The sequence below is a fragment of the uncultured Roseovarius sp. genome (assembly GCF_947259555.1).
Taxonomy (GTDB): domain Bacteria; phylum Pseudomonadota; class Alphaproteobacteria; order Rhodobacterales; family Rhodobacteraceae; genus Roseovarius.
Map to the genome: position 1 here is coordinate 64,127 of NZ_CAMYMD010000067.1, position 23,092 is coordinate 87,218.

Consider the following 23,092-nt stretch of genomic DNA (forward strand, 5'->3'; position numbering starts at 1 on the left):
AAGAGACACGCATGCCCAGTCTGAATGAAATTCGTTCTACGTTCCTGAATTTTTTCGAACGCAACGATCACCGCGTGGTCGACAGCTCGCCCCTCGTTCCTCGCAATGATCCGACGCTCATGTTCACCAATTCCGGCATGGTGCAGTTCAAGAACTGTTTTACAGGTGTGGAGCATCGTGACTATACCCGTGCCACGACCAGTCAGAAATGCGTCCGCGCGGGCGGCAAGCACAATGACCTCGACAACGTCGGCTACACGGCGCGGCACCATACGTTTTTCGAGATGCTGGGGAATTTCAGTTTTGGCGATTATTTCAAGGAACAGGCGATCCCTTACGCATGGGACCTTCTGACCAAGGACTTCGGTCTCGACAAATCCAAGCTGCTCGTCACAGTCTATCATACCGATGACGAAGCGGCGGAAATCTGGAAAAAATACGCGGGTCTGGGGGATGACCGCATTATCCGCATCGCCACCGACGATAACTTCTGGTCGATGGGGGCCACAGGCCCGTGCGGCCCATGTACCGAGATTTTCTACGATCATGGACCCGGGATCTGGGGTGGGCCACCGGGCAGCGCGGAAGAGGACGGTGATCGCTTCATAGAAATATGGAACCTCGTGTTCATGCAGAATGAGCGCTTCGAGGATGGCACGCAGCGTGATCTCGACATGCAGTCGATCGACACCGGCATGGGGCTCGAGCGGATTGGCGCCCTTTTGCAGGGAAAGCATGACAATTACGATACCGATCTCATGCGCAGCCTGATCGAGGCAAGCGCCCATGCGACGAGCGCGGACCCAGATGGTCCGGGACAAGTCCATCACAGGGTGATTGCCGACCATCTGCGCTCGACATCCTTTCTGATGGCCGACGGTGTGATGCCGTCAAATGAGGGACGTGGCTATGTTCTGCGCCGGATCATGCGCAGGGCGATGCGGCACGCGCATATGCTGGGCGCAAAGGACCCTGTGATGCATCGGCTCGTTCCGGCGCTGGTCGCACAGATGGGTCAGGCCTTTCCAGAGCTTGGCCGGGCGCAGGCGATGATCGAGGAAACGCTTAAACTCGAGGAAACGCGGTTCAAGCAGACTTTGGACCGCGGGCTGCGCTTGCTCGATGATGAATTGACGGAATTGCCAGAGGATGCTGCGCTCCCCGGCGAGACGGCGTTCAAGCTCTATGATACATTCGGTTTTCCGCTCGATCTGACCCAAGACGCGTTGCGCGAGCGTGGACGCGACGTGGATACGGAGGGCTTTGATTCGGCCATGGCCGAGCAGAAGGCCAAGGCGCGTGCGGCCTGGTCGGGGTCGGGTGAGGCTGCTGATCAGGCGGTTTGGTTCGATATCGCGGAGGAAACGGGCACGACGGATTTCCTCGGCTACGATACGGAGGTGGCCGAGGCGCAGATTGTCGCTCTCGTGCAGGATGGGACGCGGGTTGATGCCGCGCCGGCGGCACAGACCGTACAGGTCGTACTGAACCAGACACCTTTCTACGCCGAGTCCGGCGGGCAAGTCGGGGACACTGGGATCTTGCGCAGCGAGACGGGGCGCGCCCGGGTTACGGATACCCGCAAGATTGCGGGCGTGTTCATCCATTATGCAGAGATCGAAGATGGCGAGATTTCTGCCGGGCAATCGGCGCAGCTCGAGGTCGACCATGATCGGCGCGGTGCGATCCGCGCCAATCATTCGGCCACACACCTCTTGCACGAGGCGCTGCGCAAGGCGCTTGGCGATCACGTGGCGCAGCGGGGCTCGCTCAATGCCGAAGATCGGCTGCGTTTCGATTTCAGTCATTCCAAGGCACTTAGCGCGACGGAATTTGAACGCGTCGAGCGCGAGGTGAATGAGTTTATCCGGCAGAACGCGCAGGTCGAGACCCGGATCATGACACCGGATGAAGCCCGGGCCCTAGGCGCGCAGGCGCTCTTTGGCGAGAAATATGGCGATGAGGTGCGCGTCGTGTCGATGGGGCAGGATGCGGGCTCTGGCAAGGGCACTGATGGTCAGACCTATTCTATCGAATTGTGCGGCGGCACGCATGTGCGCCGCACCGGCGACATCGGCATGTTCGTGGCCCTCGGCGACGTCGCGTCGAGCGCGGGCGTGCGCAGGATAGAGGCTCTGACCGGTGCGGCAGCATTCGATTATCTCAACGGGCAGAATGCGCGGCTGGTGCGCGCTGCTGCCGAGTTGAAGGCGCGCGCCGAGGATGTGCCAGAGCGCGTGCACGCTCTGCTGGAAGAGCGCCGCTCACTGGTCAATGAGGTGGCCCAGCTCCGCCGCGAGTTGGCGATGTCGGGTGGTGCAGGGCAGGGAGCGGGGGCGGAACCTCGCGATATTGGCGGCATTCAGGTGATCGCGCAGGTCCTTTCCGGGGTGCAAGGCAAGGATTTGCCGTCGCTGATTGACGAAATGAAGGCTCGGCTCGGCTCGGGTGCGGTCTTGCTTATTGCGGATACTGGCGGCAAGGTGGCAGTCGCGGCCGGTGTAACAACCGATCTGACCGATCGACTCTCGGCCGTCGATATGGTGCGGGCTGCCGTGGCTGAGCTCGGTGGCAAGGGAGGCGGCGGTCGTCCTGACATGGCGCAGGGCGGCGGCAGTAACATTGACGCTGCGGAGGCGGCCATCGCAGCTGCGTCAGACGTGGTCGATGGGTCATGACCGCCTGAGGAGACTGGATGAGCGCCTATATCATTGGCCGGATCACAGTGACGAGTCCGGAAGATTATCAAGCTTATGCAAGCCAGACTGTGGCTCTGGCCGAAAGGTTTGGCGGGCGGTTTCTCGTCAAAGGCGGGTCTCAGGACGTGCTTGAGGGCAATTGCCCCGAGCGGCATGTCATCATAGAGTTTCCGAGCCGGGAGGCGGCGCTGGAGTGGTACAATTCAGACGCCTACCGCCGCATCCTGCCAATTGCGCTCAGCAGTAGCGAACGTGATATCGTTGTCGTCGACGGCATCTGAAAGTTTGAGGAGATTCAACAATGCCAGCCCTCTGGATTGCACATGTGACCGTTACAGATGACGAGGCGTACGGACGCTACGCAGCCCTCGCGGGGCCTGCCATCGCCGAGCACGGCGGCACGTTCATTGCGCGGGGTGGACGCTATGTGCAGCTCGAAGGCAAGGAACGAGCGCGCAATGTTGTCGCGCGTTTTCCGAGCCTTGAGGCGGCCGAGGCGTGCTATCATAGCCCTGAATATCAAAAGGCGCTCGATCACGCGCGCGGGGCGTCCGAGCGGGAACTCATAATCGTAGAGACAAGTGAATAAACGCAAATTCTTGAGCTCAGACGTGTTTGCCAATTCATTTTCCGCTCACTATCTATGAAACAGTACCGCCCTTCTCGTATCTTCGTTTCCATTTGGTGCTCAAAGTAGAAACAGGCTCATTGCCGCGTCTGGGCTCGTCAACGCGCGGGTCAGCCCTATTTCCTGTCGCGAAAGGGGAGCGCCATGAGACTATTGCTAACGCTTATCTTGAGCAGTTACGCGAGTTTTGCGGCGGCTCAAGATATAGAGGCCTTGGACCAAGACGGTGTCGTTGCCATGATGCGTCATGCGCTGGCGCCGGGTACGGGTGACCCGGGCGGGTTTGAATTGAGGGACTGCTCCACGCAGCGCAATCTTGATGCGCGGGGGCGAGCGCAGGCGCGTCGTACCGGCGCGGCACTGCGTGAAGCCGGGATCGCGTTTGACAAGGTCTGGAGCAGTCGTTGGTGCCGCGCGCGTGATACCGCCGAGTTGATGGAGATGGGTAAGGTGATCGAGCAGCCCGCGCTCGACTCCTTTTTTGCAGGGCGCGGCGACCGGGAAGACCAGACTGCAGCAACGCTCGATCTCATTCAGGCTTTGCCCGAGCAGACGCGGCTTTTGATTGTCACGCATCAGGTCAATATTACAGCCTTGACGGGACGGGGCGTGAGCTCTGGGGAGATCATCATAACGCGCAGGGGATCTGACGTGCTCGATGTGATCGGTCGTCATCTGATTGCCCCGTAGACGTGCGGCTCAGCGCAGTCTCGGCACACCGTCGGCATGTGTGCTGCGATCGACGACGCCCGCGCGCAAGCTGCGGCCGATCCGATGTGCCAGCGCCGACCACGCGGCGGCCTGCTCGGGGCGCAGCTCTCGCGCGACTACGGCGTCAAAGAGCGCCAGCCAAGTCGAGAACATCCCCGGCTGAACGTTGCGGGCCTTCACATGGGCCGCCATCGGACTCCCGTCATAAACCCGCTCGTGCAGGATCGAATTGGCCCAGAAATCGGCGACCTTGGCCTCATGCGCGGGCCAGTCCTCGACATGCACGGCAAAGACCGGGCCCAAGCCGGGATGGTTGCGCACGGCCTCGTAGAACGTGGCAACGACCCGCTCTATCTCGGGTCGGGTGATGTCGAAGCGTGGGGGCAGGGTGATGCTCATGGTCTTTATGTGGCGCGGGACGCGGGCCGAGGCAATCCCCTCTTGTGGCTGGGTGGGGCCGAAATCTTGAAAAGATTTCGGAGCGCTTTCTTTTCAAGAAAGCGGGCGCGCGCCCTCTGGACGCCTGCCGGGTCCGCGCCTATAAGGCGAAGCATGATGAGACGCATAGCGATCATTATTCGAATTACATGCCCGGCGCTCTGACCCCCTCGAGCCGCCGGGATCACAGGCGTTTGAGCCATCGCGCCGCCCCAGACCCCCTGATTTCCAACACTCCAGTGACAAAGGACGTCACCCATGTGTTCTGACATGCCCGACTACAAAGACACCCTGAACCTGCCCAAGACCGAGTTTCCGATGCGCGCGGGCCTGCCCAAGCGCGAGCCGGAATGGCTCGCCCGTTGGGAAGAAATCGGGATCTATGACCGGCTGCGCGAGCGGGCTGCCCTCGCCCGGACGGGCGAAAATCAGGAAAGCCGCGCGCCGTTTACCCTGCATGACGGCCCTCCTTATGCCAACGGGCACCTGCATATCGGCCACGCGCTGAATAAAATCCTCAAGGACATGGTGGTGCGCTCGCAGCAGATGATGGGCCGCGACGCGCGTTATATCCCCGGCTGGGATTGCCACGGGTTGCCCATCGAATGGAAGATCGAAGAGCAGTACCGCGCCAAGGGCATGGACAAGGACAAGGTCGATACCGTCGATTTCCGTCAGGAATGCCGCAAGTTCGCCGAAGGCTGGATCGACGTGCAGCGCGACGAGTTCAAGCGCCTTGGGATCACCGGCGCATGGGACAAGCCGTATCTGACGATGGATTTCCGCGCCGAGCGGATCATCGCGGAGGAGTTTCAGAAATTTCTGATGTCGGGGGTGCTCTATCAGGGCTCCAAGCCGGTGATGTGGTCGCCCATAGAGAAGACCGCGCTCGCCGAGGCGGAGGTGGAGTATCACGACAAGGAAAGCTTTACGGTTTGGGTGAAGTTCGAGGTGGTCGGCGGACCGCTGGTGGATATCAAACCGGGTGCAGCACCAAATTCTGAGTTCGACGACACGTCTGTCGTGATCTGGACCACCACGCCGTGGACGATCCCGTCGAACAAGGCGGTCGTTTACGGCGAGGGTATCGCCTATGGCCTCTACGAAGTCACCGACGCGCCTAAGGAATGCTGGGCCAAAGTGGGAGAAAAATTCATCCTCGCCGACAAGCTTGCTGGTGATGTGATGACGCGCGCGCGGCTGGAGGAGGGGATGTACACCCGCCTGCGCGACGTGACCGCCGATGAGTTGGCGGGCCTGTCGCTGCAACACCCGCTGGCCAATGCCGAAGGCAGCAAAGGCGAATGGGACGACCTGCGCGATTTCCGCGCCGCCGATTTCGTCACCGACGAGGAGGGCACTGGCTTTGTCCATTGCGCGCCGAGCCACGGGATGGAGGAATACGAGCTTTATCGCGGTCTCGGGATGCTGGAAAAGGTCATCACCTACAACGTGCTCGACGATGGCTCCTTCCGCCCCGATCTGCCGTTCTTTGGCGGCACGTTCATCCTTGACCGCAAGGGCAAGGAGGGCAATGCCAACAAATCCGTCATCGACAAGCTGGTGGAGGTCGGCGGGCTGCTGGCGCGCGGCAAGATCAAGCATTCTTACCCGCATAGCTGGCGCTCCAAGGCGCCGGTGATCTATCGCAACACCCCGCAATGGTTCGCCGCCATTGACCGCGCGGTGGGCGACGGGCAGGATGCTTATGGTACCACCATCCGCGAGCGCGCGCTGCGCTCAATTGATGAGCTGGTGACATGGACGCCCAAGACCGGGCGGAACCGGCTCTATTCGATGATTGAGGCGCGGCCGGATTGGGTGCTGAGCCGTCAGCGTGCCTGGGGCGTGCCGCTCACGTGCTTTGTGAAGAGAGGCGCGCAACCTACTGATGCGGAATATCTTTTGCGCAATGAAGACGTGAATGCCCGCATCCTTGAGGCGTTCGAGGCCGAGGGCGCGGATGCCTGGTATAAAGAGGGTGCCAAGGAGCGGTTCCTCGACGGAATCGTCGATCCGGCGGCCTGGGAACAGGTCGATGACATCCTCGACGTCTGGTTCGACAGCGGCTCAACCCACGCCTTCGTGCTGCGCGACCGCGAGGATGGGTCAGACGACGGCATGGCCGATCTTTATCTCGAAGGCACCGATCAGCATCGCGGCTGGTTCCATTCCTCGATGCTGCAGGCCTGCGGCACCATCGGGCACGCGCCCTATCGCGGCGTGCTGACCCATGGCTTCACACTGGACGAGAAGGGCAACAAGATGTCCAAATCGCTCGGCAATACCGTGGCCCCCGAGGATGTGACCAAGCAATATGGGGCCGATATCCTGCGGCTGTGGGTGGCGCAGGCGGATTATACCGCCGACCTGCGGATCGGGCCGGAGATCCTCAAGGGGGTGGCGGATGGCTATCGTCGCTTGCGCAACACGATGCGATTCATGCTGGGGGGATTGAGCCATTTCAGCGAGGCGGATCGGGTCGCTCCTGACGAGATGCCGGAGCTGGAGCAATGGGTGCTGCACCGGCTGGCAGAGCTCGATCACAAGGTGAAGAAAGGCTATGAAGCCTATGATTTTCAAGGGGTATTTCAGCAGATTTTCAACTTCGCTACGATCGATCTGTCGGCCTTCTACTTCGATATCCGCAAGGATGCGCTCTATTGCGACGGCGACACGGCGCGGCGTCGAGCAGCGCGCACGGTGCTCGATCTTCTGTTCCACCGGCTGACCACGTGGCTCGCGCCGGTGCTGGTCTTTACCATGGAAGAGGTCTGGCTGGAGCGCTTCCCCGGCACGCAAAGTTCGGTGCATCTGACCGATATCCCCGCCACGCCCGCTGACTGGTTGAACGAGCCGCTGGCGGCGAAGTGGGCGCAGGTGCGTCAGGCGCGTCGCGTGGTCACGGCAGCGCTGGAGGTGCAGCGTACCGACAAGGTGATCGGGGCCTCGCTGGAAGCAGCGCCAATCGTGCATGTGCGGGATCCGGATATGCTCGCGGCGCTCAAGTCGGTCAATTTCGAGGATATCTGCATCACATCCGATATCACGCTCACCGACGTACCGCGCCCCGATGAGGCGTTTCGCCTGCCCGAGGTCGAGACGGTCGGTGTGGTCTTTGCCAAGGCGGATGGCGAGAAATGTCAGCGCTGCTGGAAGATCTTGCCGGATGTGGGCAACCATGCCCATGCAGGCACGTGCAAACGCTGTGATGTCGCGCTTGGCTGACGCTCGCTGCGAGGCGCGGCTCCGGGGCCGCGCCTGTCACAGCGCGCGTGCAATACGACGCAACATGGCGATGTTGCGATCACGCACGCCATCCTCACGAAACCCGCGATCGGCAGCGGTCACAACGATCACCACGTCTTTGGCGCGGTCGATATAGATGTATTGTCCGTAGATCCCGTGCCCGAAATATTCGCCGTCCCTGACATCCCTCGGCATCCACCACTGGTATCCGTATTTCAGCTCGCCGGGCTCTGTCGGCGCGGTCGGCACCGTTGCTGCACGCATCCAGGCCTCTGGTACGATCTGCGTTCCCCGATAAGAGCCAAGCCCGGCAGCCATCAAGCCAAACCGCGCGTAATCGCGTGTGGTCAGGTTCAGCCCGCCAAGCGCAATGGCCACGCCCTCGCCATCGGTGATGAAGAAGGGCTCGACCTCCAGCCCGAGTGGCTGAATGATCTTTTCGGACATGAGATCCGGCAAGCTGCGCCCGGTGGCCCCCCTGAGCACCATGGCCAGAACGTGGGTGTCGACAGAGACGTATTGCCAGCGTTTTCCGGGCGGCGCGATGCGCGCGTTGAGGCCTGCGGCAAATTTATCCATCGCCCCGCCGAGCGCGAGCGTGCGGCCCATGCGGTTGATATCAGAGTCGTAGTCCAGATAATCCTCGTCGAAACGGACACCGCTCATCATCAATAATACGTCGCGGATGCGTGCACCGTCATAGGCACTGCCGATGAGGCCGGGCGCATATCGGGTCACAGGATCGTCCAACGATTCAATTGCGCCCTCTTCCACCACGACCCCGAACAAGGCCGAGACAAAGCTCTTGGCCATCGACCAGCTGATCCGCCGGTCCTGTGGCCCGGTCCCCAAATGATAGCTTTCATGCACAACGGCCCCTTGATGCAACACCATCAGCGAGGTCAGGGTCCGCGCCTCGATCCAGTCCACGGCCCTCTCGGGCAAGGTCATCACAGGCCCTCGCGGCAACCTTGATACCGGTCCCGTCCCACGCGGCACCGGCACCGTCAGAAAGGCGTGCTCCATGTTGGAGAAATTCTGGACGATACGCCCCTTATCAAAGAGGCTGTTGACCGCCCAGAGGCGTGTAATCTCGTCCCGCTTCCATAGGCCGACCGCAATCGCGGCAAGGATGAGGGCCAAAGCGATGCGCCCCAGCCATTTGAAAACGCCATTCATCTTGCCCTCCTGCCCAGCCTCAGCCCAGAACACCACTGGCCTGTGAGGGAATCAAGCGTGACGTGGGGATCTGGTTCAGCGAAAACGATCCACAAGCTTTTGCAGAGCAGAGCGGGTTTCGTCTTGTGGCGGCGCGGCGGATTTGGTTTGTCGGGCGGTTTGCGTCGGTTCGGGCCGTGGCTTGGCGGGCTTGTCCGGGCGCGCGGGGGCGGTGCGCTGTGCCACGGCGTTCTGAAAGCGATCCGGCTTGCCCTGCGCGAGCCAGGGCGCACCATCGCCGATCCCGCGCAACAGGTCATCGAGCCAATCGCGGTCGGCCTTGGCGAAATCCTGAAGCACGTATTGCGCCACCCGATCCTTGTGACCGGGGTGGCCGATGCCCAACCGAACCCGCGCATAGGTCTCGCCGATATGCTGATGGATCGAGCGGAGCCCGTTATGGCCGGCATGGCCGCCGCCCTGCTTGACGCGCAGCTTGGCTGGCGCGAGATCCAGCTCATCGTGAAAGACAACCACATCGGCGGGGGTCAACTTGTAGAACCGCAGGGCGTCTCCGACTGACTGGCCACTAAGGTTCATGAAGGTCATGGGCTTGAGCAGAATGACCTTCTCACCGTCGAGAACGCCCTCGCTTATCATGCCCTGAAATTTGCTCCGCCAAGGGCCGAACCCGTGATCCTCGGCGATCTGCTCCACCGCCATAAAGCCGATATTGTGCCGGTTTCTCTCGTATTTCGCGCCCGGATTGCCGAGCCCTACAAAGAGCTGCATTGCCCATGCCCCCATCTTGGTCGAGGATGGTCTAGGGCTTCGAGCGCCCGGAATCAACGGGGACGAGCGGGAATGGCGGATTTCGAGATCGACGGGTTGCACTTCTCGGTGCCCGACGCGCTGTTGAACGAGCGGATCAGGGCCAAGCTCGCATCGGGCGGCTATGAGGCCGACGAGGCCAATGCCGCGCGGATGCGCCTGCGCGAGGGGCAGCGCGTGCTGGAACTGGGGTCTGGGATCGGTTTCATTGCGTCAATCTGCGCGCGTGTGACGGGGGCAGAAAATGTCACCACAGTCGAGGCCAATCCCGCGATGCTCGAAGTGATCCGGGCCAATCTCGACCGCAATGGATTTGGCGCGGCGACGCTTTTGCATGGCGCGGTTGGCGGTCTGGCAGGCGGGCAGGCCAGCGTGCCCTTCGATGCGGGCAAGGCGTTTTGGGCGGCGCGGCTTGCAAACCGGGAGAAGGCGGGCGCAACCACGGTCACGGTTCCGGATCTTGGCCTTGATGCGTTATTGCAAACGGTGCGTCCTCAGTTTGTCATCATGGATATCGAGGGTGCCGAGGAACACCTCTTTGCCGCCGCCTGGCCGGCACATGTCCGCTCTGTGATGATGGAGCTTCATCCGGGACGCTACCCCGATACCGTCATCAAGCGGATCGTCGATTGCATGTCCGCCTCTGGATTGACGTATGATCCCGGACCGTCACGCGGCCGCATCCTGTGCTTTCGCAGAGTGCGCGGGCGCTGACGAACAACGCGGCCGCGTTTCCGGGGCCGCGTCTTGATTTTTTGCCGAAATCGGGCCGGGCTTACTCTTCAGCCGCAGCCTCTTCGGTGATCTCTTCGACCTCATCCTCGTCCTCGTCGTCTTCCTGGCTCTTGAGCGCCGAAGGAGCCGAGATGTTGCAGATCACGAAGTCGCGGTCGATGGTCGGCTTTGATCCGGCGGGCAGGTCGACCATGGAAATGGTCAGCGTGTCGCCGATATTTTCCATCTTGGTCAGGTCGACGGTGATCTTCTCGGGGATGTCCCCGGCGGTCACCACCAGCTCGACCTCGGGGCGCACGACGGTCAGAACGCCGCCCTTACGCAGCGCCTTGCACTCTTCCTCGCCCTCGAACTCGACATGGATGAAGAGGTTGATCTTGGTGGTCCGGCGCAGGCGCATGAAATCGACATGCGTCGGCAGGTCCTTGACGATATCGCGTTGCACGTCGCGGCAGATCACGCGCACATCCTCTTGGCCATCAACCTTGAGGTTGAAGAGCGTGGACTTGAACCGTCCCGCCTTCAGGCGCTTGATCAGCGCGTTATAGGGCAGTTGGATGGGCAGCGGCTCTTTGTCGCCACCGAATACGATACCCGGAACCAGGTGCGCACGGCGCACCGCACGAGCGGCGCCCTTGCCCGTCCCCGTGCGTTCCTGGGCGTGAAGATCAGGAATTTCTCCAGCCATTTTGAATTCTCCATAGGTTAGAGCGGGGCTCCTCCAAGGCTGTAGCCCCGCATGAAGCTGCGCCTATAGACCACGCCAGAGCCCTTGAAAAGGGTCAAATGGTACGTGGCAGGCTTCTTCTTGGTAAAAAACCCGAATCCGCCGCAGGCTACCGGGCGTCACTCCCACTCGCCCGAGAACCCCTTGGGCACCATCAGGACGTCGCGGTCGAGATCATGCACATCACGCCGCCCGCAGAGGCCCATGGTGGTGTCCAACTCCTTTTGAATCACCTCCAGCGTCTTGGTGACGCCCGCCTCGCCCATGGCGCCAAGCCCGTAGACGAAGGCGCGCCCGATATAGGTGCCCTTGGCACCCAGGCTCAGCGCCTTGAGCACGTCCTGCCCAGAGCGGATGCCGCTGTCGAGATGCACCTCGATCTTGTCGCCCACGGCATCCATGATCGCGGGCAGGGCGCGAATGGCCGAGAGTGCGCCATCGAGCTGTCGCCCGCCGTGGTTTGACACGATGATTGCATCGGCGCCGACATTGAGCGCTTCCATCGCGTCGCGCGGGTCCATGATACCCTTGATGATGAGCGGCCCGTCCCACATCTTGCGAAACACCCGGATCCGGTCCCAGTCGAGCGCCTGATCGAACGCCTCCGACGTCCATGTGCTGAGCGAGGACGGGTCAGAGACGCCCTTGGCATGGCCCACGATATTGCCAAAGCTGCGCCGCTTGGTGCCCAGCATGCCCAGCCCCCATTGCACCTTGGTCATCATGTTGGCGACGCTGGCGGGTGTCAGCTTGGGCGGTGCGCTGAGGCCGTTCTTGAGGTCCTTGTGCCGCTGCCCCAGCATCTGCAGATCGACCGTGATCATCGCCGCCGAACAGTTCGCCGCCTTTGCCCGGTCGAACAGGCGCTGCATGAAGTCGTCGTCCTTAAGGGTATAGACCTGGAACCAGAACGGCTTGGTGGTGTGCTCCGCCACATCCTCGATGGAACAGATCGACATGGTCGAGAGGGTGAAGGGCACGCCGAATTTCTCGGCCGCGCGCGCCGCCTTGATCTCGCCATCGGCATGTTGCATGCCGGTCAGGCCTACGGGGGCGAGACCCACTGGCATCGCCACATCCTGCCCGATCATCTTTGTCGACAGGTTGCGCCCGGTCATGTCGATGGCAACGCGCTGTTTCAGGTAAATACGGTCGAAATCGGAAGTGTTCTCGCGAAAGGTCTGTTCCGTCCAACTGCCCGACTCAGCATAGTCGTAGAACATCTTGGGCACGCGACGGCGGTAGATCTTTTTGAGATCGTAGATATTGGTGATGACGGGCATGGGCGACACTCCGGGAAATTGGTAAATATGCTTTACCAACCCCGGCACGCACGTGCAATCATTGGCGGTGTCGCAGGGGTGGGGGGAATGTTTGGCCTGGAGCTGCCACTGGATCAAAGCACCCGCGCGATACGCGGTCGAAGACCGCCGCGCATCGACGGGCCGCCCCGACGGCACGGCGATTTGGCCGTAACTTGCGCATCGCGTGGATGTTTTACTGACTTGGCAGAGATAAAATTCTGCCGAACACGCGTTGGATCGCCGCACCACGGCCCGTCGATGCGCGGCTTACGACAACGGCAGCCTCAGGCCTGTCACGCCCGGTGCGCGCCCTCCGCGAGCCCGCGCACGAAATCGAGCACGCCGGAGACCGGCGCGCCCTTGGCGATCTCGCCAACGATGGCCGAGCCCACGACGCAGCCGTCGGCGACGCTTGCAATCGTCTGGGCGGTTTCGGGGCTGCGGATGCCGAAGCCCACGATCACCGGCAGGTCGGTCTGCGCCTTGATGCGGGTCACTTCCGGGCCTACGTCCGCCGCCTCTGCCGCTGCGGCCCCGGTGATGCCGGTGATCGAGACGTAGTAGACGAAACCGCTGGTGTTCTCGAGAACCTTGGGCAGGCGCTTGTCATCGGTGGTGGGGGTGGCGAGGCGAATGAAGTTGAGCCCCGCATTTGAGGCCGGAATGCACAGCTCGTCATCTTCCTCGGGGGGCAGATCGACCACGATCAGGCCGTCGATCCCGGCGGATTTGGCGTCGGTCAGAAACCGCTCCACGCCGCGATTGTAGATCGGGTTGTAATAGCCCATCAGCACGATTGGCGTGGTGTCGTCACCCTCACGAAACTCGCGCGCCATTTGCAACGTCTTTTCCAGCGTCATGCCGCCTGCGAGAGCGCGCTGACCGGCCAGTTGGATGGTCGGCCCGTCGGCCATCGGATCGGTAAAGGGCACGCCCAGTTCGATGATATCGACACCGGCTTTGGGTAGCCCCTTCATCACGTCGAGCGCGCGTTTGTAGTCCGGGTCACCCGCCATGATGTAGGAGACGAACGCCTTTTTGCCGGCGGTTTTCAACTCTGCGAATTTCGCGTCGATACGTGTCATGCGGGCCTGTCCTTCGAATGGGTCCGTGCGGGTTTGGCGCAAAGCGGGCGGGAAATCAATGCCCGGCTTGACCTTGCCCCGCGCAAACCCGTAGATGCGCGCAATTCACCGCAGGAAAGGGGCTGTCATGGGCTTTAAAATGGGAATCGTGGGCCTGCCCAATGTCGGCAAATCCACGCTCTTCAACGCGCTCACCCGCACGGCTGCCGCGCAGGCGGCGAACTTTCCGTTCTGCACGATCGAGCCTAATGTCGGCGAGGTGGCGGTGCCGGATGCCCGGCTTGACAAGCTGGCGGCGATTGCGGGGTCCAAGCAGATCATCCCGACGCGGATGACTTTTGTCGATATCGCGGGGCTGGTCAAAGGCGCGTCAAAAGGCGAGGGGCTTGGCAATCAGTTTCTGGCCAATATCCGCGAGGTCGATGCCATCGCGCATGTGCTGCGGTGCTTCGAGGATGGTGACGTGACCCATGTCGAGGGGCGCGTCGATCCGGTGGCGGATGCCGAGGTGATCGAGACCGAATTGATGCTGGCGGACCTTGATTCCATTGAGAAAAGGCGGGTTGGTCTGGTGCGCAAGCTGAAGGGCGGGGACAAGGAGGCGGTGCAGGCGGACCGGCTTCTGGCGCTCGCGCAGGCGGCGCTGGAAGAGGGTAATCCGGCGCGGACTGTCGAGGTTGACGATGACGATCTCAAGGCTTGGAAGATGCTGCAATTGCTGACCTCAAAGCCGGTGCTCTATGTCTGCAATGTCGAGGAAAGCAATGCCGCTGAGGGCAATGCTCATAGTCAAGCGGTGGCTCAGATGGCGGCTGCGCAGGGGGCGGGCAGCGTTGTGATCTCGGCTCAGATCGAGGAAGAGATCAGCCAGCTTGAACCTGAGGAAGCTATTGTTTTCCTTGAGGAAATGGGGCTGGAAGAGGCGGGGCTGGATCGGTTGATCCGGGCCGGATATGAGCTGTTGCATCTGGAGACCTACTTCACCGTAGGGCCCAAGGAAGCGCGGGCCTGGACCATTCCGAGCGGCACGCCTGCGCCGAAGGCGGCGGGGGTCATTCATGGCGATTTCGAGAAGGGATTTATCCGCGCGGAAACAATCGCTTACGAGGATTTCGTGAGCCTTGGGGGCGAGCAGAAGGCCAAGGATGCGGGCAAGATGCGGGCCGAGGGCAAGGGCTATGTCGTCAAGGATGGCGACGTTCTGCACTTCCTCTTCAACACCTGAGCGGGGCGATTTTCGGCGGTCTGTATCACGTCGGTATTCTATCGGTATCGCGTCGGTGGCGCAAAACGCCCCTCAGCCGCCCCGCCGTGCGGCAATGGCGCTGAGGGTGCGCTCTGTAATTTCTTCATAATGGCGGGCCCCGGCGGAATGGAATACCTTCTGCGCGGCGCGCGCATGGTCCTCGGCCCGCTCGAGGTGTGCGGCCTCGCCGGTCTTGTCGAAGAAGGCGCGCTCCAGATCGGCAAGGTTGGCTTGTGTCATGGCCCAGTCGAGCGGCACGCGGTCGCGGGTCCATTCCTCGAGGGCATGGCGATAGGCGGTGTCAGCGTCTTCGAGCCGTGCGGTGCCGACCTCCCGTTGCCCGAGGATGGCCAGCGCAGTGCCGAGGTTCATCTGGGTCCTGGCCCATTCGAGCGGCACGCGGTCGCGGGTGGATTCCTCGAGGGCGGCGCGATAGGCGGTGACGGCCTCTTCGAGCCGTGCGGTGCCGCTCTCGCGTTCTCCGATTGTTGCCAGCGCGGTGCCGAGGTTCATCTGGGTCATGGCCCAGTCGAGCGGCACGCGGTCGCGGGTGTGTTCCTCAAGGGCGCTGCGAAAGGCGATGACGGCCTCTTCGAGCCGGTCGGTGCCGCTCTCGCGTTCTCCGATTGTTGCCAGCGCATTGCCGATGTTCATCTGGGTCTTGGCCCATTCGAGCGGCACGCGGTCGCGGGTGGATTCCTCGAGGGCGGCGCGGTAGGCGGTGACGGCCTCTTCGAGCCGGGCGGTGCCGCTCTCGCGGTCCCCGAGGGTGCGCAGCGCATTGCCGAGGTTCATCTGTGCCCTGGCCCAGTCGAGCGGCACGCGGTCGCGACTGGATTCCTCGAGGGCGGCGCGATAGGCGGTGACGGCCTCTTCGAGCCGGGCGGTGCCGCTCTCGCGTTCCCCGAGGATTCGCAGCGACACGCCCAGATCATTGAGCGCGGTGCCGCGTTCGTCCGCTGTGCGGGCGCGGGTGAGGACCAATCGGGCGAGGGCCATGGAGATCTCGAGGTCGATCGCGATGCCCTTGTCGCGGCCATCGACATAATGGGTGTCCTGTAGCGCGCGCAGCGCCCCGAACCCGGCGCGGCCGCCCGCCTCCAGATCGGCCTTGCGGATCAGATACTCGGCGGCGGTGGCGCTGTTACCCTCGAGCATGGCGATCTTTATGCCGCTGTCGAGCAGGCGGGCGCGACGGGCGGTGTCCGCCTCCAGCGCGGCGGCAATGGCATCGCTTGCGGCGGTATATTCGCCCTCGGCCGCCAATCCGGTCACGCGGGTCAGCACCTCATCCACGAAATCACCATGGTTGGAGGGCACGCGCCCCTCTTGCTGCACCCGCACGGCGATGTCCATGGCGTTCTGCAGGTCGAGCCAGGCCTGGCCGAGATCGTCGGTCTCGCGCGCGATGCGCTGTGCGAGGCGGATGATGGCGGTTTCGGTGATGCCTTCATTGCGGAGGCGGTCGGATTGGCCGGGTTGACTGGCGGCGCGCAATAGGGCTCGGACTCTACGATCTAGAGGTTCGTTCATTTTGCTTGCCTCACTATGATGTGCCGAGCTTCTTGGACAGAAACATTTTCATCTATTAGCAAGATTAGAAGCTGTGTCACTTCAGTGTAGCTGCTGTTCATCTCATCCATGGTTTCTTCAAACTGGTGACGCATCATTAGTTGCCTCGCTTCGGCTTGGCGTCGATCTTGTTCTGTTTGCCCGTTAGATTGTTGTTGTAATAGCGCGTCCAGTCGCCTCAGTGCTACGCGGTTATCCGCATCTTTCCGGTCTTGTGGCTCCACGAAAGGCGCCAACGTATCGGCGAGGATGCGGGTATAATCGTCCAGCGCCGTTGCGGTGGCGAATGCGGGGTCTTCCTCGCAGTCCGGGTCTTTGAATAACTCCCTGATCTTCTGGGCCATGTATGCCGCGATCGTTCTGGCGTCCCGGTTTCCGTCGGAAAGCTCGTCTTCACTGGGCGCAAAGCGCTTCAGCATCTGTACAACGATTTTCTTGCGGTCCGCGCTCAGATGGCTGCGGTCAAGGACGTCCTGCATGTGGTCGGCCATTTTCGTGGCCAGCGGTCTGGCGTCCTTGTCGCTGCTGCGCTTGAACAAATCCGTCGCGGAAAGAGAGGCGCTGATCGCCGCCCCGGCACCGCCGGTGACCGTCAGGTCCGCCGCCATGGCGACCGAGGAAAAGGCAACCGCGATGTTGCCTGCGTGCAATACCTTTTCCACCATCACCGCACCCTCCGGTAGAGGACATTAGTCAACTGCGTTGGAGCGTCAACCGGGTTGTGCGGGGTATGCGGTGGGGGGCTGGTCTGTTGTGGACATTTGATTGATGCACCCGCGCGATACGCGGCCCAACGGGCCGCCGCGCATCGTCGCGGCGCGACGCTGCGCGGCTGAGTGCAAGGGCGGTTCAAGGCCATTTCGTGCAAGCTCGACACGCCCAACCGCATCTCATGCCTCACGCCGGAAGATGGATCCGAAACCGCTCGCGAATGGCACGGTCGGTGACCGGGTCGAACCGCGCCGCCGAGCGTTCCGAGAGAATCTTCATCTTCTTCTCGGTGGCCTTCTCGATCAGGTCGGGCTTGCCCAACTCGTCCCATTCCTTGGGCGAGACGCGGTTGGCGAGGCTGGGATAGACATAATCGGTCTGCATCCGACCGAGGGTTTGCGCCGCCCCCAGATAATGCCCGGGCCCACCGATGCAGGTGGACCGGATCACATCAAGGCTGAGCGTGTCCTCGTCTACCTCGATGCCGCGCGTGCAACGCAGGGCCTGACCGATCAGGTCATCGCCGAGGATGAGCGATTCGAGGCAGAAGCCCAGAAGCGAGGCATGCATGCCCGCCGCCTCGTAGACCATGTTGAGGCCCGAGAGCCCGGCCATGACATTCGACATCGCCTGTTCCCACCCGGCCTGCATATCGGGCAGCTTGGCATCGGCGATGCCTGCCGCAGCACCGCCGGGCAGGCCGTAGAATTTGTGCATCTGCGCGCAGCCTGCCGACAGCAGCGCCTGTTCGCCCGATCCGCCCGACATCGCGCCGGTGCGCAGATCGCTGACGAAGGGCCATGTGCCGAAGATCGCCGGATGCCCCGGTTTGACCGCGTTGACATAGACGAGACCGGCGAGGCATTCGGCCATGGCCTGAACGATGGCCCCGGCGATGGGGGCAGGGGCGGTGGCCCCGGCTTGCCCTGCCGAGAGCAGCAGGACGGGTATGCCGCCGTGAATGCACTCCTCCATCACGAGGCAGGATTCGGTGGCGAATTTCATCGGCGGGACGACGAAGCAGTTGGAGTTGCTGATGAACGGGCGCGCGCGCCATTTTTCCTCGCCACCTGCGATCAGATGCAACATCTCGAGCGCATCACGCACAAAGGCTGGCTCTGTGAAAGACACGCCGACATGCTTGGTGGTCCCGGCACAGCAGGCATAGAGGGTGTTGAGGTCCATCTCGCGGTTATCGGGGATGTCACGGCAGACCATCGGGCGCTGGACGAAGTGGATATTGTCCAGCTGATCGGCGATGCGGGCGGCGTCATGCAGATCCTGTACCGTGCTCTCTCGGTAGGTGCGGGCATGCGGCTCGACCAGATGCACCGCCGCGCCGGCTGTGCCATAATGTACGCGGGTGCCTTGCAACAGCATATCGTGCTGCGGGTCGCGACCGCAGAGCGTGAGCGCGCGATTGGCCGAGGCGATGGTGTATTCGATCAGGGCGCGGGGAAAGCGGAGGCGCCCGTCTTCGCCCTGCACGGCCCCGGCGCCGGTCAGGTAGGCCACGCCCGAGGGCGGCGCATCGGCCAGCCCGATCTGTTCCAGCGCGTCGAGCACGGCTGCGTGAATGCGGTCCATCTGCAAAGTGGTGAGCGGGCGGTAGGTGCCGCCCTCAAGCCCGGGGCGGATCGGGCGCATGTTCGCGGCAAGCGGGTTGGAGCGGGCTTCGCGGCGGGCGGCGCGGCCACCGGCGCGGCGCGTTTTGGTCTCTGTCATGTCATGATATCCTGTGGAGAAATTGTCGGAGGGTGGCGTGTCAGCCAATCTCCGGTCGACCGCGCGCCGCCAGACCCCGTTCCGCGCCTATGGTGCGGACAATGAGCGTGATCTTGCTGCGTGGGTGCATGGTGGTCTCCTCAGGCACATGTCAAAGGAACCCCGATTCTGTTGACGCTGTCTGTTCCGTTTCCGACGCGTGTCGCAAACGGGCTGTGGTGTGCCGTGCTTGACCGCTGCGTTGTATGGGGCTAAGCCCATCTCATGAGACCTGACTGCTTCATTATTTGCTGCATTATCCGCTGAGTTTTCTCAGGCGGGCCGGTCTTGTGTTTCCAAGCGATCACGAAGTTGCTAAGCCCGCCGCGGGACCGCGCGCGAGGACAAGATGACGACGATCAAGCTGCACAATACCAAGACCCGCCAGAAGGAGGTGTTCGCGCCTCTCGATCAGGACGACGTGCGGATGTATGTCTGTGGGCCGACGGTCTATGACCGGGCGCATCTGGGCAATGCGCGGCCCGTGGTGGTATTCGACGTTTTGTATCGTTTGTTGCGGCATGTCTACGGGGCCGAGCACGTGACCTATGTGCGCAACTTCACCGACGTGGATGACAAGATCAACGCGCGCGCGGCGGAGAGCGGGCGCGCGATTGGTGAGATCACGGCGGAGACGACGCAGTGGTTTCTGGATGACATGGCGGAACTGGGCGCGCTCCCGCCCGACCACATGCCGCGCGCGACGCAGTATATCCCACAGATGGTGGCGATGATCGAGGGGCTGATCGCCAAGGGCCACGCCTATGAGGCTGAGGGTCATGTGCTCTTTGCCGTGGATAGCTGGCGCGAGGGCTATGGCAAGCTGTCGGGCCGGTCGGTCGATGACATGATCGCGGGCGCGCGGGTCGAGGTGGCGCCGTACAAGCGCAACCCGATGGATTTCGTTTTGTGGAAGCCGTCGGATGCGGGGCAACCGGGATGGGAGAGCCCCTGGGGCCGGGGCCGGCCCGGCTGGCATATCGAATGCTCGGCGATGAGTTATGAGTTGTTGGGCGAGAGCTTTGATATTCACGGCGGCGGCAACGACCTGATGTTCCCGCACCACGAGAACGAGATCGCGCAAAGCTGCTGCGCGCATCCGGAGGGGGAGTTCGCGCGCTACTGGCTGCACAACGAGATGCTGCAGGTCGAGGGGAAGAAGATGTCCAAGAGCTTGGGCAATTTCTTTACGGTAAGGGATTTGCTGGATCAGGGCGTGCCGGGGGAGGTGATCCGGTTCGTGTTTTTGTCGACGCACTATCGGAAGCCGATGGACTGGACGGCGGAGAAGGCGGAGCAAGCAGAGTTCCGCCTTCTGGAGTACAACAGAATAATATCTGACTACGCCGATGCAGAACTCGCTAATGAAAAAAAAGTGAGCATGCCAATCCTCGAAGCTTTAAGTGACGATCTTAACACGCACTTGGCTCTTTCTCGGTTGCACGAACTCGCGTTAGACGCGAAAAACGCCGGTAGTTCCGACAATGGAGCTATGGCACTTCAACTAGCGCACGATCTGAAATTCTTGGGAATCTGGAATGAGCATTTTGGCAAAACTCCCCGCTCATTTTGGATCGATAAGACCGCAGAATTAACCATCGATCAACAAGCGCTCATTGCTACAATGCTTAGGAAAAGAGTTGATGCCAAGAAATCTAGAAATTTTGTTCGTGCTGATCAAATTCGAGATTTGCTAACATCAGCTGGAGTTGTGGTAAGCGATACACCGCAAGGCCCCGAGTGGGATGTTGGTCCCGATTTTGACCCTGCCAAGCTGGAGGCGTTGAAGTAATGCGCCTGTCCGCACACCGCCTGCCTGCCGCGCAGCGCCCGACCGCGGGGGGGCGCTACTCGGGTTGTGGGGCGCGCTTTATGGTGAAGTCTACTTCGACGAGTGTTCGGGTTGCGACGTTGCAGAAGCGCCCGCCCGGGGGGCGGTCGGGCGCTGCGCGGCGGTGCCTGCGGCACCTTGATTCCGCGCGGGGTGCCGTATGACCCGCGAACGCCTCTATCTCTACGATACCACGCTGCGGGATGGGCAGCAGACCCAGGGCGTCAGCTTTTCCACACCCGAGAAGATCCAGATCGCGGAAGCGCTCGACCGGCTGGGCGTGGATTATATTGAGGGCGGCTGGCCGGGGGCGAACCCCACGGACAGCGCCTTTTTCGACGCCGTACCGCAGACCCGCGCCATGCTGACAGCCTTTGGCATGACCAAGCGGGCCGGGCGCTCGGCGGAGAATGATGACGTTCTGGCGGCGGTGATGAATGCGGGCACGCAAGCCGTCTGCCTCGTTGGCAAGACCCATGATTTCCACGTCACCGAGGCGCTCGGGATCACTCTGGAGGAAAACGTCGAGAACATCGCCAAATCCGTCGCGCATCTGGTGGGGCAGGGGCGCGAGGCGCTGTTCGATGCCGAGCATTTCTTTGACGGCTACTGCGCCAATCCCGATTACGCTCTGTCGTGCCTGCGCGCCGCAATGCAGGCGGGCGCGCGGTGGGTCGTGCTGTGCGACACCAATGGCGGCACGCTGCCCACCGAGATCGGGCGCATCGTGGGCGAGGTCATCGCGGCGGGCATCCCCGGCGACCGTCTGGGCATTCACACCCATGATGACACCGAGAATGCCGTGGCAGGAAGCCTTGCCGCCGTCGATGCGGGCGCGCGGCAGGTGCAGGGCACGCTGAACGGGCTGGGCGAGCGCTGTGGCAATGCCAACCTGACCACGCTCATTCCGACGCTGATGCTGAAACCGCCCTATGCGGACGCCTACGAGATCGGGGTGAGCCGCGAGGGGCTGAAGAACCTGACGGCGGTGAGCCGACAGCTGGATGAAATCCTCAATCGTGTGCCGCTGCGGCAGGCGGCCTATGTCGGGGCCTCGGCCTTTGCCCACAAGGCCGGGCTGCATGCGAGCGCGATCCTGAAAGATCCCAGCACTTACGAGCATATCGACCCCGAGACCGTGGGCAATGCGCGCATCATCCCGATGTCCAATCAGGCCGGGCAATCGAACCTGCGGCGTCGTCTGGCGGAGGCGGGTATCGAGGTGGCACCGGGCGACGCGCGGTTGGCGCGACTGCTGGAGGTGATCAAGGAGCGCGAGGATCAGGGCTATACCTATGACAGCGCGCAGGCGAGTTTCGAAATTCTCGCGCGCAAGGAACTGGGGCAGATGCCGCAATTCTTCGAGGTCAAGCGCTACAAGGTCACGGTGGAGCGGCGCAAGAACAAGTATGACCGCATGGTGAGCCTGTCGGAGGCGGTGGTCGTCGTGAAGGTCGATGGTGAGAAAAAGCTGTCGGTGTCAGAGTCGATGGATGCCGAGGGCTGCGACCGGGGGCCGGTCAATGCGTTGGCGCGGGCCCTTGCCAAGGATCTCGGGCCCTATCAGGATCACATCGCCGACATGCACCTGGTGGATTTCAAGGTGCGCATCACCCAAGGCGGCACCGAGGCGGTGACGCGGGTGATCATCGACAGTCAGGACGGTGCCGGGCGGCGCTGGTCGACGGTGGGCGTGAGCCCGAACATCGTTGATGCCAGCTTTGAGGCGCTGCTCGATGCGATCAACTGGAAGCTGGTGCATGAGGGGGCGGTTTGAGCGCTGCGTTCGACGCCGATGTGACCGCCTGTGCCGATCTGGTGCGGCGCGCCGATGCGCCTCGGTTTCAGGCGGCGATGGCGGCGCCTGTGGCGGCGCGGTCGGTGCTCTTTCCGCTCTATGCCTTCAATGTCGAGGTGGCGCGCGCGCCTTGGGTGACATCCGAGCCGATGATCGCCGAGATGCGCCTGCAATGGTGGGTTGATGCGCTGGAGGAGATCCGCGCGGGCGGTGTCGTGCGTCGGCACGAGGTGGTCACCCCGCTGGCGCATGTGCTGGATGCGGATGGGGCCGGGCTGCTCATTGATCTGATCGAGGCGCGAAGGTGGGATATCGAGCGTGCGCCGTTCGAGGACGAGGCGGATTTCATGCGCTATATCGAGGCCACATCGGGCAATCTGATCCGCGCGGCGGCGCGGGCGCTTGGGCCTGCCGATGAGGCGGTTCTGATAGATGCGGGCTTTGCCCTTGGTCTGGCCAACTGGTTCCGGGCAATCCCGGCGCTGGAGGCGGCGGGGCGAAAGCCCTTGCCCGACGGTCGGCCGGATGCGGTGCGCGCTCTGGCGCGTGAGGGGCTAAGTCGGCTGGCTAAGGCGCGGGCCGGGCGCGGGGGCGTGTCGCGTGCG

19 protein-coding genes are annotated in these 23,092 nt (G+C 62.3%); 10 read left to right on the top strand and 9 right to left on the bottom strand.

Annotation, left to right across the window (positions count from 1 at the left end; translation table 11 throughout):
• Positions 1 to 11: 11 nt before the first annotated feature.
• The 4 genes from alaS to Q0X85_RS11690 all read left to right on the top strand — a co-directional run bounded on the left by alaS (position 12) and on the right by Q0X85_RS11690 (position 4,017).
• The gene (gene alaS / locus Q0X85_RS11675; protein WP_297772166.1) at positions 12 to 2,678 is read left to right on the top strand and encodes an alanine--tRNA ligase; all 2,667 of its coding nucleotides are present in this window, start codon (positions 12 to 14) and stop codon (positions 2,676 to 2,678) included.
• A gap of 17 nt (positions 2,679 to 2,695) precedes the next feature.
• Positions 2,696 to 2,980 (top strand): DUF1330 domain-containing protein, encoded by a 285-nt coding sequence (locus tag Q0X85_RS11680; protein WP_297772167.1) that lies wholly within the window; start codon positions 2,696 to 2,698, stop codon positions 2,978 to 2,980.
• A gap of 20 nt (positions 2,981 to 3,000) precedes the next feature.
• Positions 3,001 to 3,288 (top strand): DUF1330 domain-containing protein, encoded by a 288-nt coding sequence (locus tag Q0X85_RS11685; RefSeq protein WP_297772168.1) that lies wholly within the window; start codon positions 3,001 to 3,003, stop codon positions 3,286 to 3,288.
• 183 nt (positions 3,289 to 3,471) lie between these two features.
• Complete coding sequence (locus Q0X85_RS11690; RefSeq protein ID WP_297772169.1) at positions 3,472 to 4,017, top strand: histidine phosphatase family protein; 546 nt, start codon at positions 3,472 to 3,474, stop codon at positions 4,015 to 4,017.
• A 9-nt stretch (positions 4,018 to 4,026) separates the two neighbouring features.
• On the opposite strand, the gene Q0X85_RS11695 is transcribed toward Q0X85_RS11690, so the two are convergent.
• Positions 4,027 to 4,437 (bottom strand): group III truncated hemoglobin, encoded by a 411-nt coding sequence (locus Q0X85_RS11695; protein WP_297772170.1) that lies wholly within the window; start codon positions 4,435 to 4,437, stop codon positions 4,027 to 4,029.
• Between the two features lie 297 nt (positions 4,438 to 4,734).
• Between Q0X85_RS11695 and ileS the strand changes: the two genes are divergently transcribed.
• A complete protein-coding gene (gene ileS, locus Q0X85_RS11700) occupies positions 4,735 to 7,704 on the top strand; it encodes an isoleucine--tRNA ligase (protein WP_297772171.1) in 2,970 nt (989 codons plus the stop codon).
• Between the two features lie 36 nt (positions 7,705 to 7,740).
• Here the strand turns inward: ileS and Q0X85_RS11705 are convergent, their stop codons facing one another.
• Entirely contained in the window at positions 7,741 to 8,904 is a 1,164-nt protein-coding gene (locus tag Q0X85_RS11705; RefSeq protein WP_297772172.1) for a serine hydrolase, read from the bottom strand.
• Positions 8,905 to 8,979: 75 nt separating this feature from the next.
• A complete protein-coding gene (gene pth / locus Q0X85_RS11710; protein ID WP_297772173.1) occupies positions 8,980 to 9,675 on the bottom strand; it encodes an aminoacyl-tRNA hydrolase in 696 nt (231 codons plus the stop codon).
• A 72-nt stretch (positions 9,676 to 9,747) separates the two neighbouring features.
• On the opposite strand from pth, the gene Q0X85_RS11715 reads away from it, so the two are divergent.
• Complete coding sequence (locus Q0X85_RS11715) at positions 9,748 to 10,428, top strand: FkbM family methyltransferase (RefSeq protein ID WP_297772174.1); 681 nt, start codon at positions 9,748 to 9,750, stop codon at positions 10,426 to 10,428.
• A 61-nt stretch (positions 10,429 to 10,489) separates the two neighbouring features.
• Here the strand turns inward: Q0X85_RS11715 and Q0X85_RS11720 are convergent, their stop codons facing one another.
• The 3 genes from Q0X85_RS11720 to trpA all read right to left on the bottom strand — a co-directional run bounded on the left by Q0X85_RS11720 (position 10,490) and on the right by trpA (position 13,565).
• Complete coding sequence (locus Q0X85_RS11720; protein WP_297772175.1) at positions 10,490 to 11,137, bottom strand: 50S ribosomal protein L25/general stress protein Ctc; 648 nt, start codon at positions 11,135 to 11,137, stop codon at positions 10,490 to 10,492.
• Between the two features lie 158 nt (positions 11,138 to 11,295).
• Entirely contained in the window at positions 11,296 to 12,459 is a 1,164-nt protein-coding gene (locus Q0X85_RS11725) for an alpha-hydroxy acid oxidase (protein ID WP_297772177.1), read from the bottom strand.
• A gap of 314 nt (positions 12,460 to 12,773) precedes the next feature.
• Positions 12,774 to 13,565: a tryptophan synthase subunit alpha gene (gene trpA / locus Q0X85_RS11730; RefSeq protein ID WP_297772178.1), complete on the bottom strand. Its 792-nt coding sequence runs from the start codon at positions 13,563 to 13,565 to the stop codon at positions 12,774 to 12,776.
• Between the two features lie 127 nt (positions 13,566 to 13,692).
• Between trpA and ychF the strand changes: the two genes are divergently transcribed.
• Positions 13,693 to 14,790: a redox-regulated ATPase YchF gene (ychF, locus tag Q0X85_RS11735; RefSeq protein WP_297772179.1), complete on the top strand. Its 1,098-nt coding sequence runs from the start codon at positions 13,693 to 13,695 to the stop codon at positions 14,788 to 14,790.
• A gap of 72 nt (positions 14,791 to 14,862) precedes the next feature.
• On the opposite strand, the gene Q0X85_RS11740 is transcribed toward ychF, so the two are convergent.
• The 3 genes from Q0X85_RS11740 to Q0X85_RS11750 all read right to left on the bottom strand — a co-directional run bounded on the left by Q0X85_RS11740 (position 14,863) and on the right by Q0X85_RS11750 (position 18,819).
• Positions 14,863 to 16,308: a tetratricopeptide repeat protein gene (locus Q0X85_RS11740; protein ID WP_297772180.1), complete on the bottom strand. Its 1,446-nt coding sequence runs from the start codon at positions 16,306 to 16,308 to the stop codon at positions 14,863 to 14,865.
• Positions 16,309 to 16,340: 32 nt separating this feature from the next.
• Positions 16,341 to 17,048 (bottom strand): hypothetical protein, encoded by a 708-nt coding sequence (locus tag Q0X85_RS11745; RefSeq protein WP_297772181.1) that lies wholly within the window; start codon positions 17,046 to 17,048, stop codon positions 16,341 to 16,343.
• A 232-nt stretch (positions 17,049 to 17,280) separates the two neighbouring features.
• Positions 17,281 to 18,819, bottom strand: coding sequence for a trimethylamine methyltransferase family protein (locus Q0X85_RS11750; RefSeq protein WP_297772183.1), 1,539 nt, complete (start codon positions 18,817 to 18,819; stop codon positions 17,281 to 17,283).
• 388 nt (positions 18,820 to 19,207) lie between these two features.
• Between Q0X85_RS11750 and cysS the strand changes: the two genes are divergently transcribed.
• The 3 genes from cysS to Q0X85_RS11765 form a co-directional block, all read left to right on the top strand.
• Complete coding sequence (cysS, locus tag Q0X85_RS11755) at positions 19,208 to 20,650, top strand: cysteine--tRNA ligase (RefSeq protein ID WP_297772184.1); 1,443 nt, start codon at positions 19,208 to 19,210, stop codon at positions 20,648 to 20,650.
• Between the two features lie 199 nt (positions 20,651 to 20,849).
• Complete coding sequence (gene cimA, locus Q0X85_RS11760) at positions 20,850 to 22,466, top strand: citramalate synthase (RefSeq protein ID WP_297772185.1); 1,617 nt, start codon at positions 20,850 to 20,852, stop codon at positions 22,464 to 22,466.
• A partial coding sequence (locus Q0X85_RS11765) for a squalene/phytoene synthase family protein (protein WP_297772186.1) occupies positions 22,463 to 23,092 on the top strand: 630 nt, incomplete at its 3' end. The genes cimA and Q0X85_RS11765, both read left to right, overlap by 4 nt.

What these genes read in the sequence shown, in the direction of transcription:
- Q0X85_RS11705 (WP_297772172.1), bottom strand. Translation starts at nt 8,904, where the DNA reads ATGAATGGCGTTTTCAAATGGCTGGGGCGCATCGCTTTGGCCCTCATC.
- Q0X85_RS11745 (WP_297772181.1), bottom strand. Translation starts at nt 17,048, where the DNA reads ATGGTGGAAAAGGTATTGCACGCAGGCAACATCGCGGTTGCCTTTTCC.
- Q0X85_RS11725 (WP_297772177.1), bottom strand. Translation starts at nt 12,459, where the DNA reads ATGCCCGTCATCACCAATATCTACGATCTCAAAAAGATCTACCGCCGT.
- alaS (WP_297772166.1), top strand. Translation starts at nt 12, where the DNA reads ATGCCCAGTCTGAATGAAATTCGTTCTACGTTCCTGAATTTTTTCGAA.
- cimA (WP_297772185.1), top strand. Translation starts at nt 20,850, where the DNA reads ATGACCCGCGAACGCCTCTATCTCTACGATACCACGCTGCGGGATGGG.
- ileS (WP_297772171.1), top strand. Translation starts at nt 4,735, where the DNA reads ATGTGTTCTGACATGCCCGACTACAAAGACACCCTGAACCTGCCCAAG.
- Q0X85_RS11690 (WP_297772169.1), top strand. Translation starts at nt 3,472, where the DNA reads ATGAGACTATTGCTAACGCTTATCTTGAGCAGTTACGCGAGTTTTGCG.
- Q0X85_RS11720 (WP_297772175.1), bottom strand. Translation starts at nt 11,137, where the DNA reads ATGGCTGGAGAAATTCCTGATCTTCACGCCCAGGAACGCACGGGGACG.
- pth (WP_297772173.1), bottom strand. Translation starts at nt 9,675, where the DNA reads ATGCAGCTCTTTGTAGGGCTCGGCAATCCGGGCGCGAAATACGAGAGA.
- cysS (WP_297772184.1), top strand. Translation starts at nt 19,208, where the DNA reads ATGACGACGATCAAGCTGCACAATACCAAGACCCGCCAGAAGGAGGTG.
- Q0X85_RS11680 (WP_297772167.1), top strand. Translation starts at nt 2,696, where the DNA reads ATGAGCGCCTATATCATTGGCCGGATCACAGTGACGAGTCCGGAAGAT.
- Q0X85_RS11695 (WP_297772170.1), bottom strand. Translation starts at nt 4,437, where the DNA reads ATGAGCATCACCCTGCCCCCACGCTTCGACATCACCCGACCCGAGATA.
- trpA (WP_297772178.1), bottom strand. Translation starts at nt 13,565, where the DNA reads ATGACACGTATCGACGCGAAATTCGCAGAGTTGAAAACCGCCGGCAAA.
- Q0X85_RS11685 (WP_297772168.1), top strand. Translation starts at nt 3,001, where the DNA reads ATGCCAGCCCTCTGGATTGCACATGTGACCGTTACAGATGACGAGGCG.
- Q0X85_RS11750 (WP_297772183.1), bottom strand. Translation starts at nt 18,819, where the DNA reads ATGACAGAGACCAAAACGCGCCGCGCCGGTGGCCGCGCCGCCCGCCGC.
- ychF (WP_297772179.1), top strand. Translation starts at nt 13,693, where the DNA reads ATGGGCTTTAAAATGGGAATCGTGGGCCTGCCCAATGTCGGCAAATCC.
- Q0X85_RS11715 (WP_297772174.1), top strand. Translation starts at nt 9,748, where the DNA reads ATGGCGGATTTCGAGATCGACGGGTTGCACTTCTCGGTGCCCGACGCG.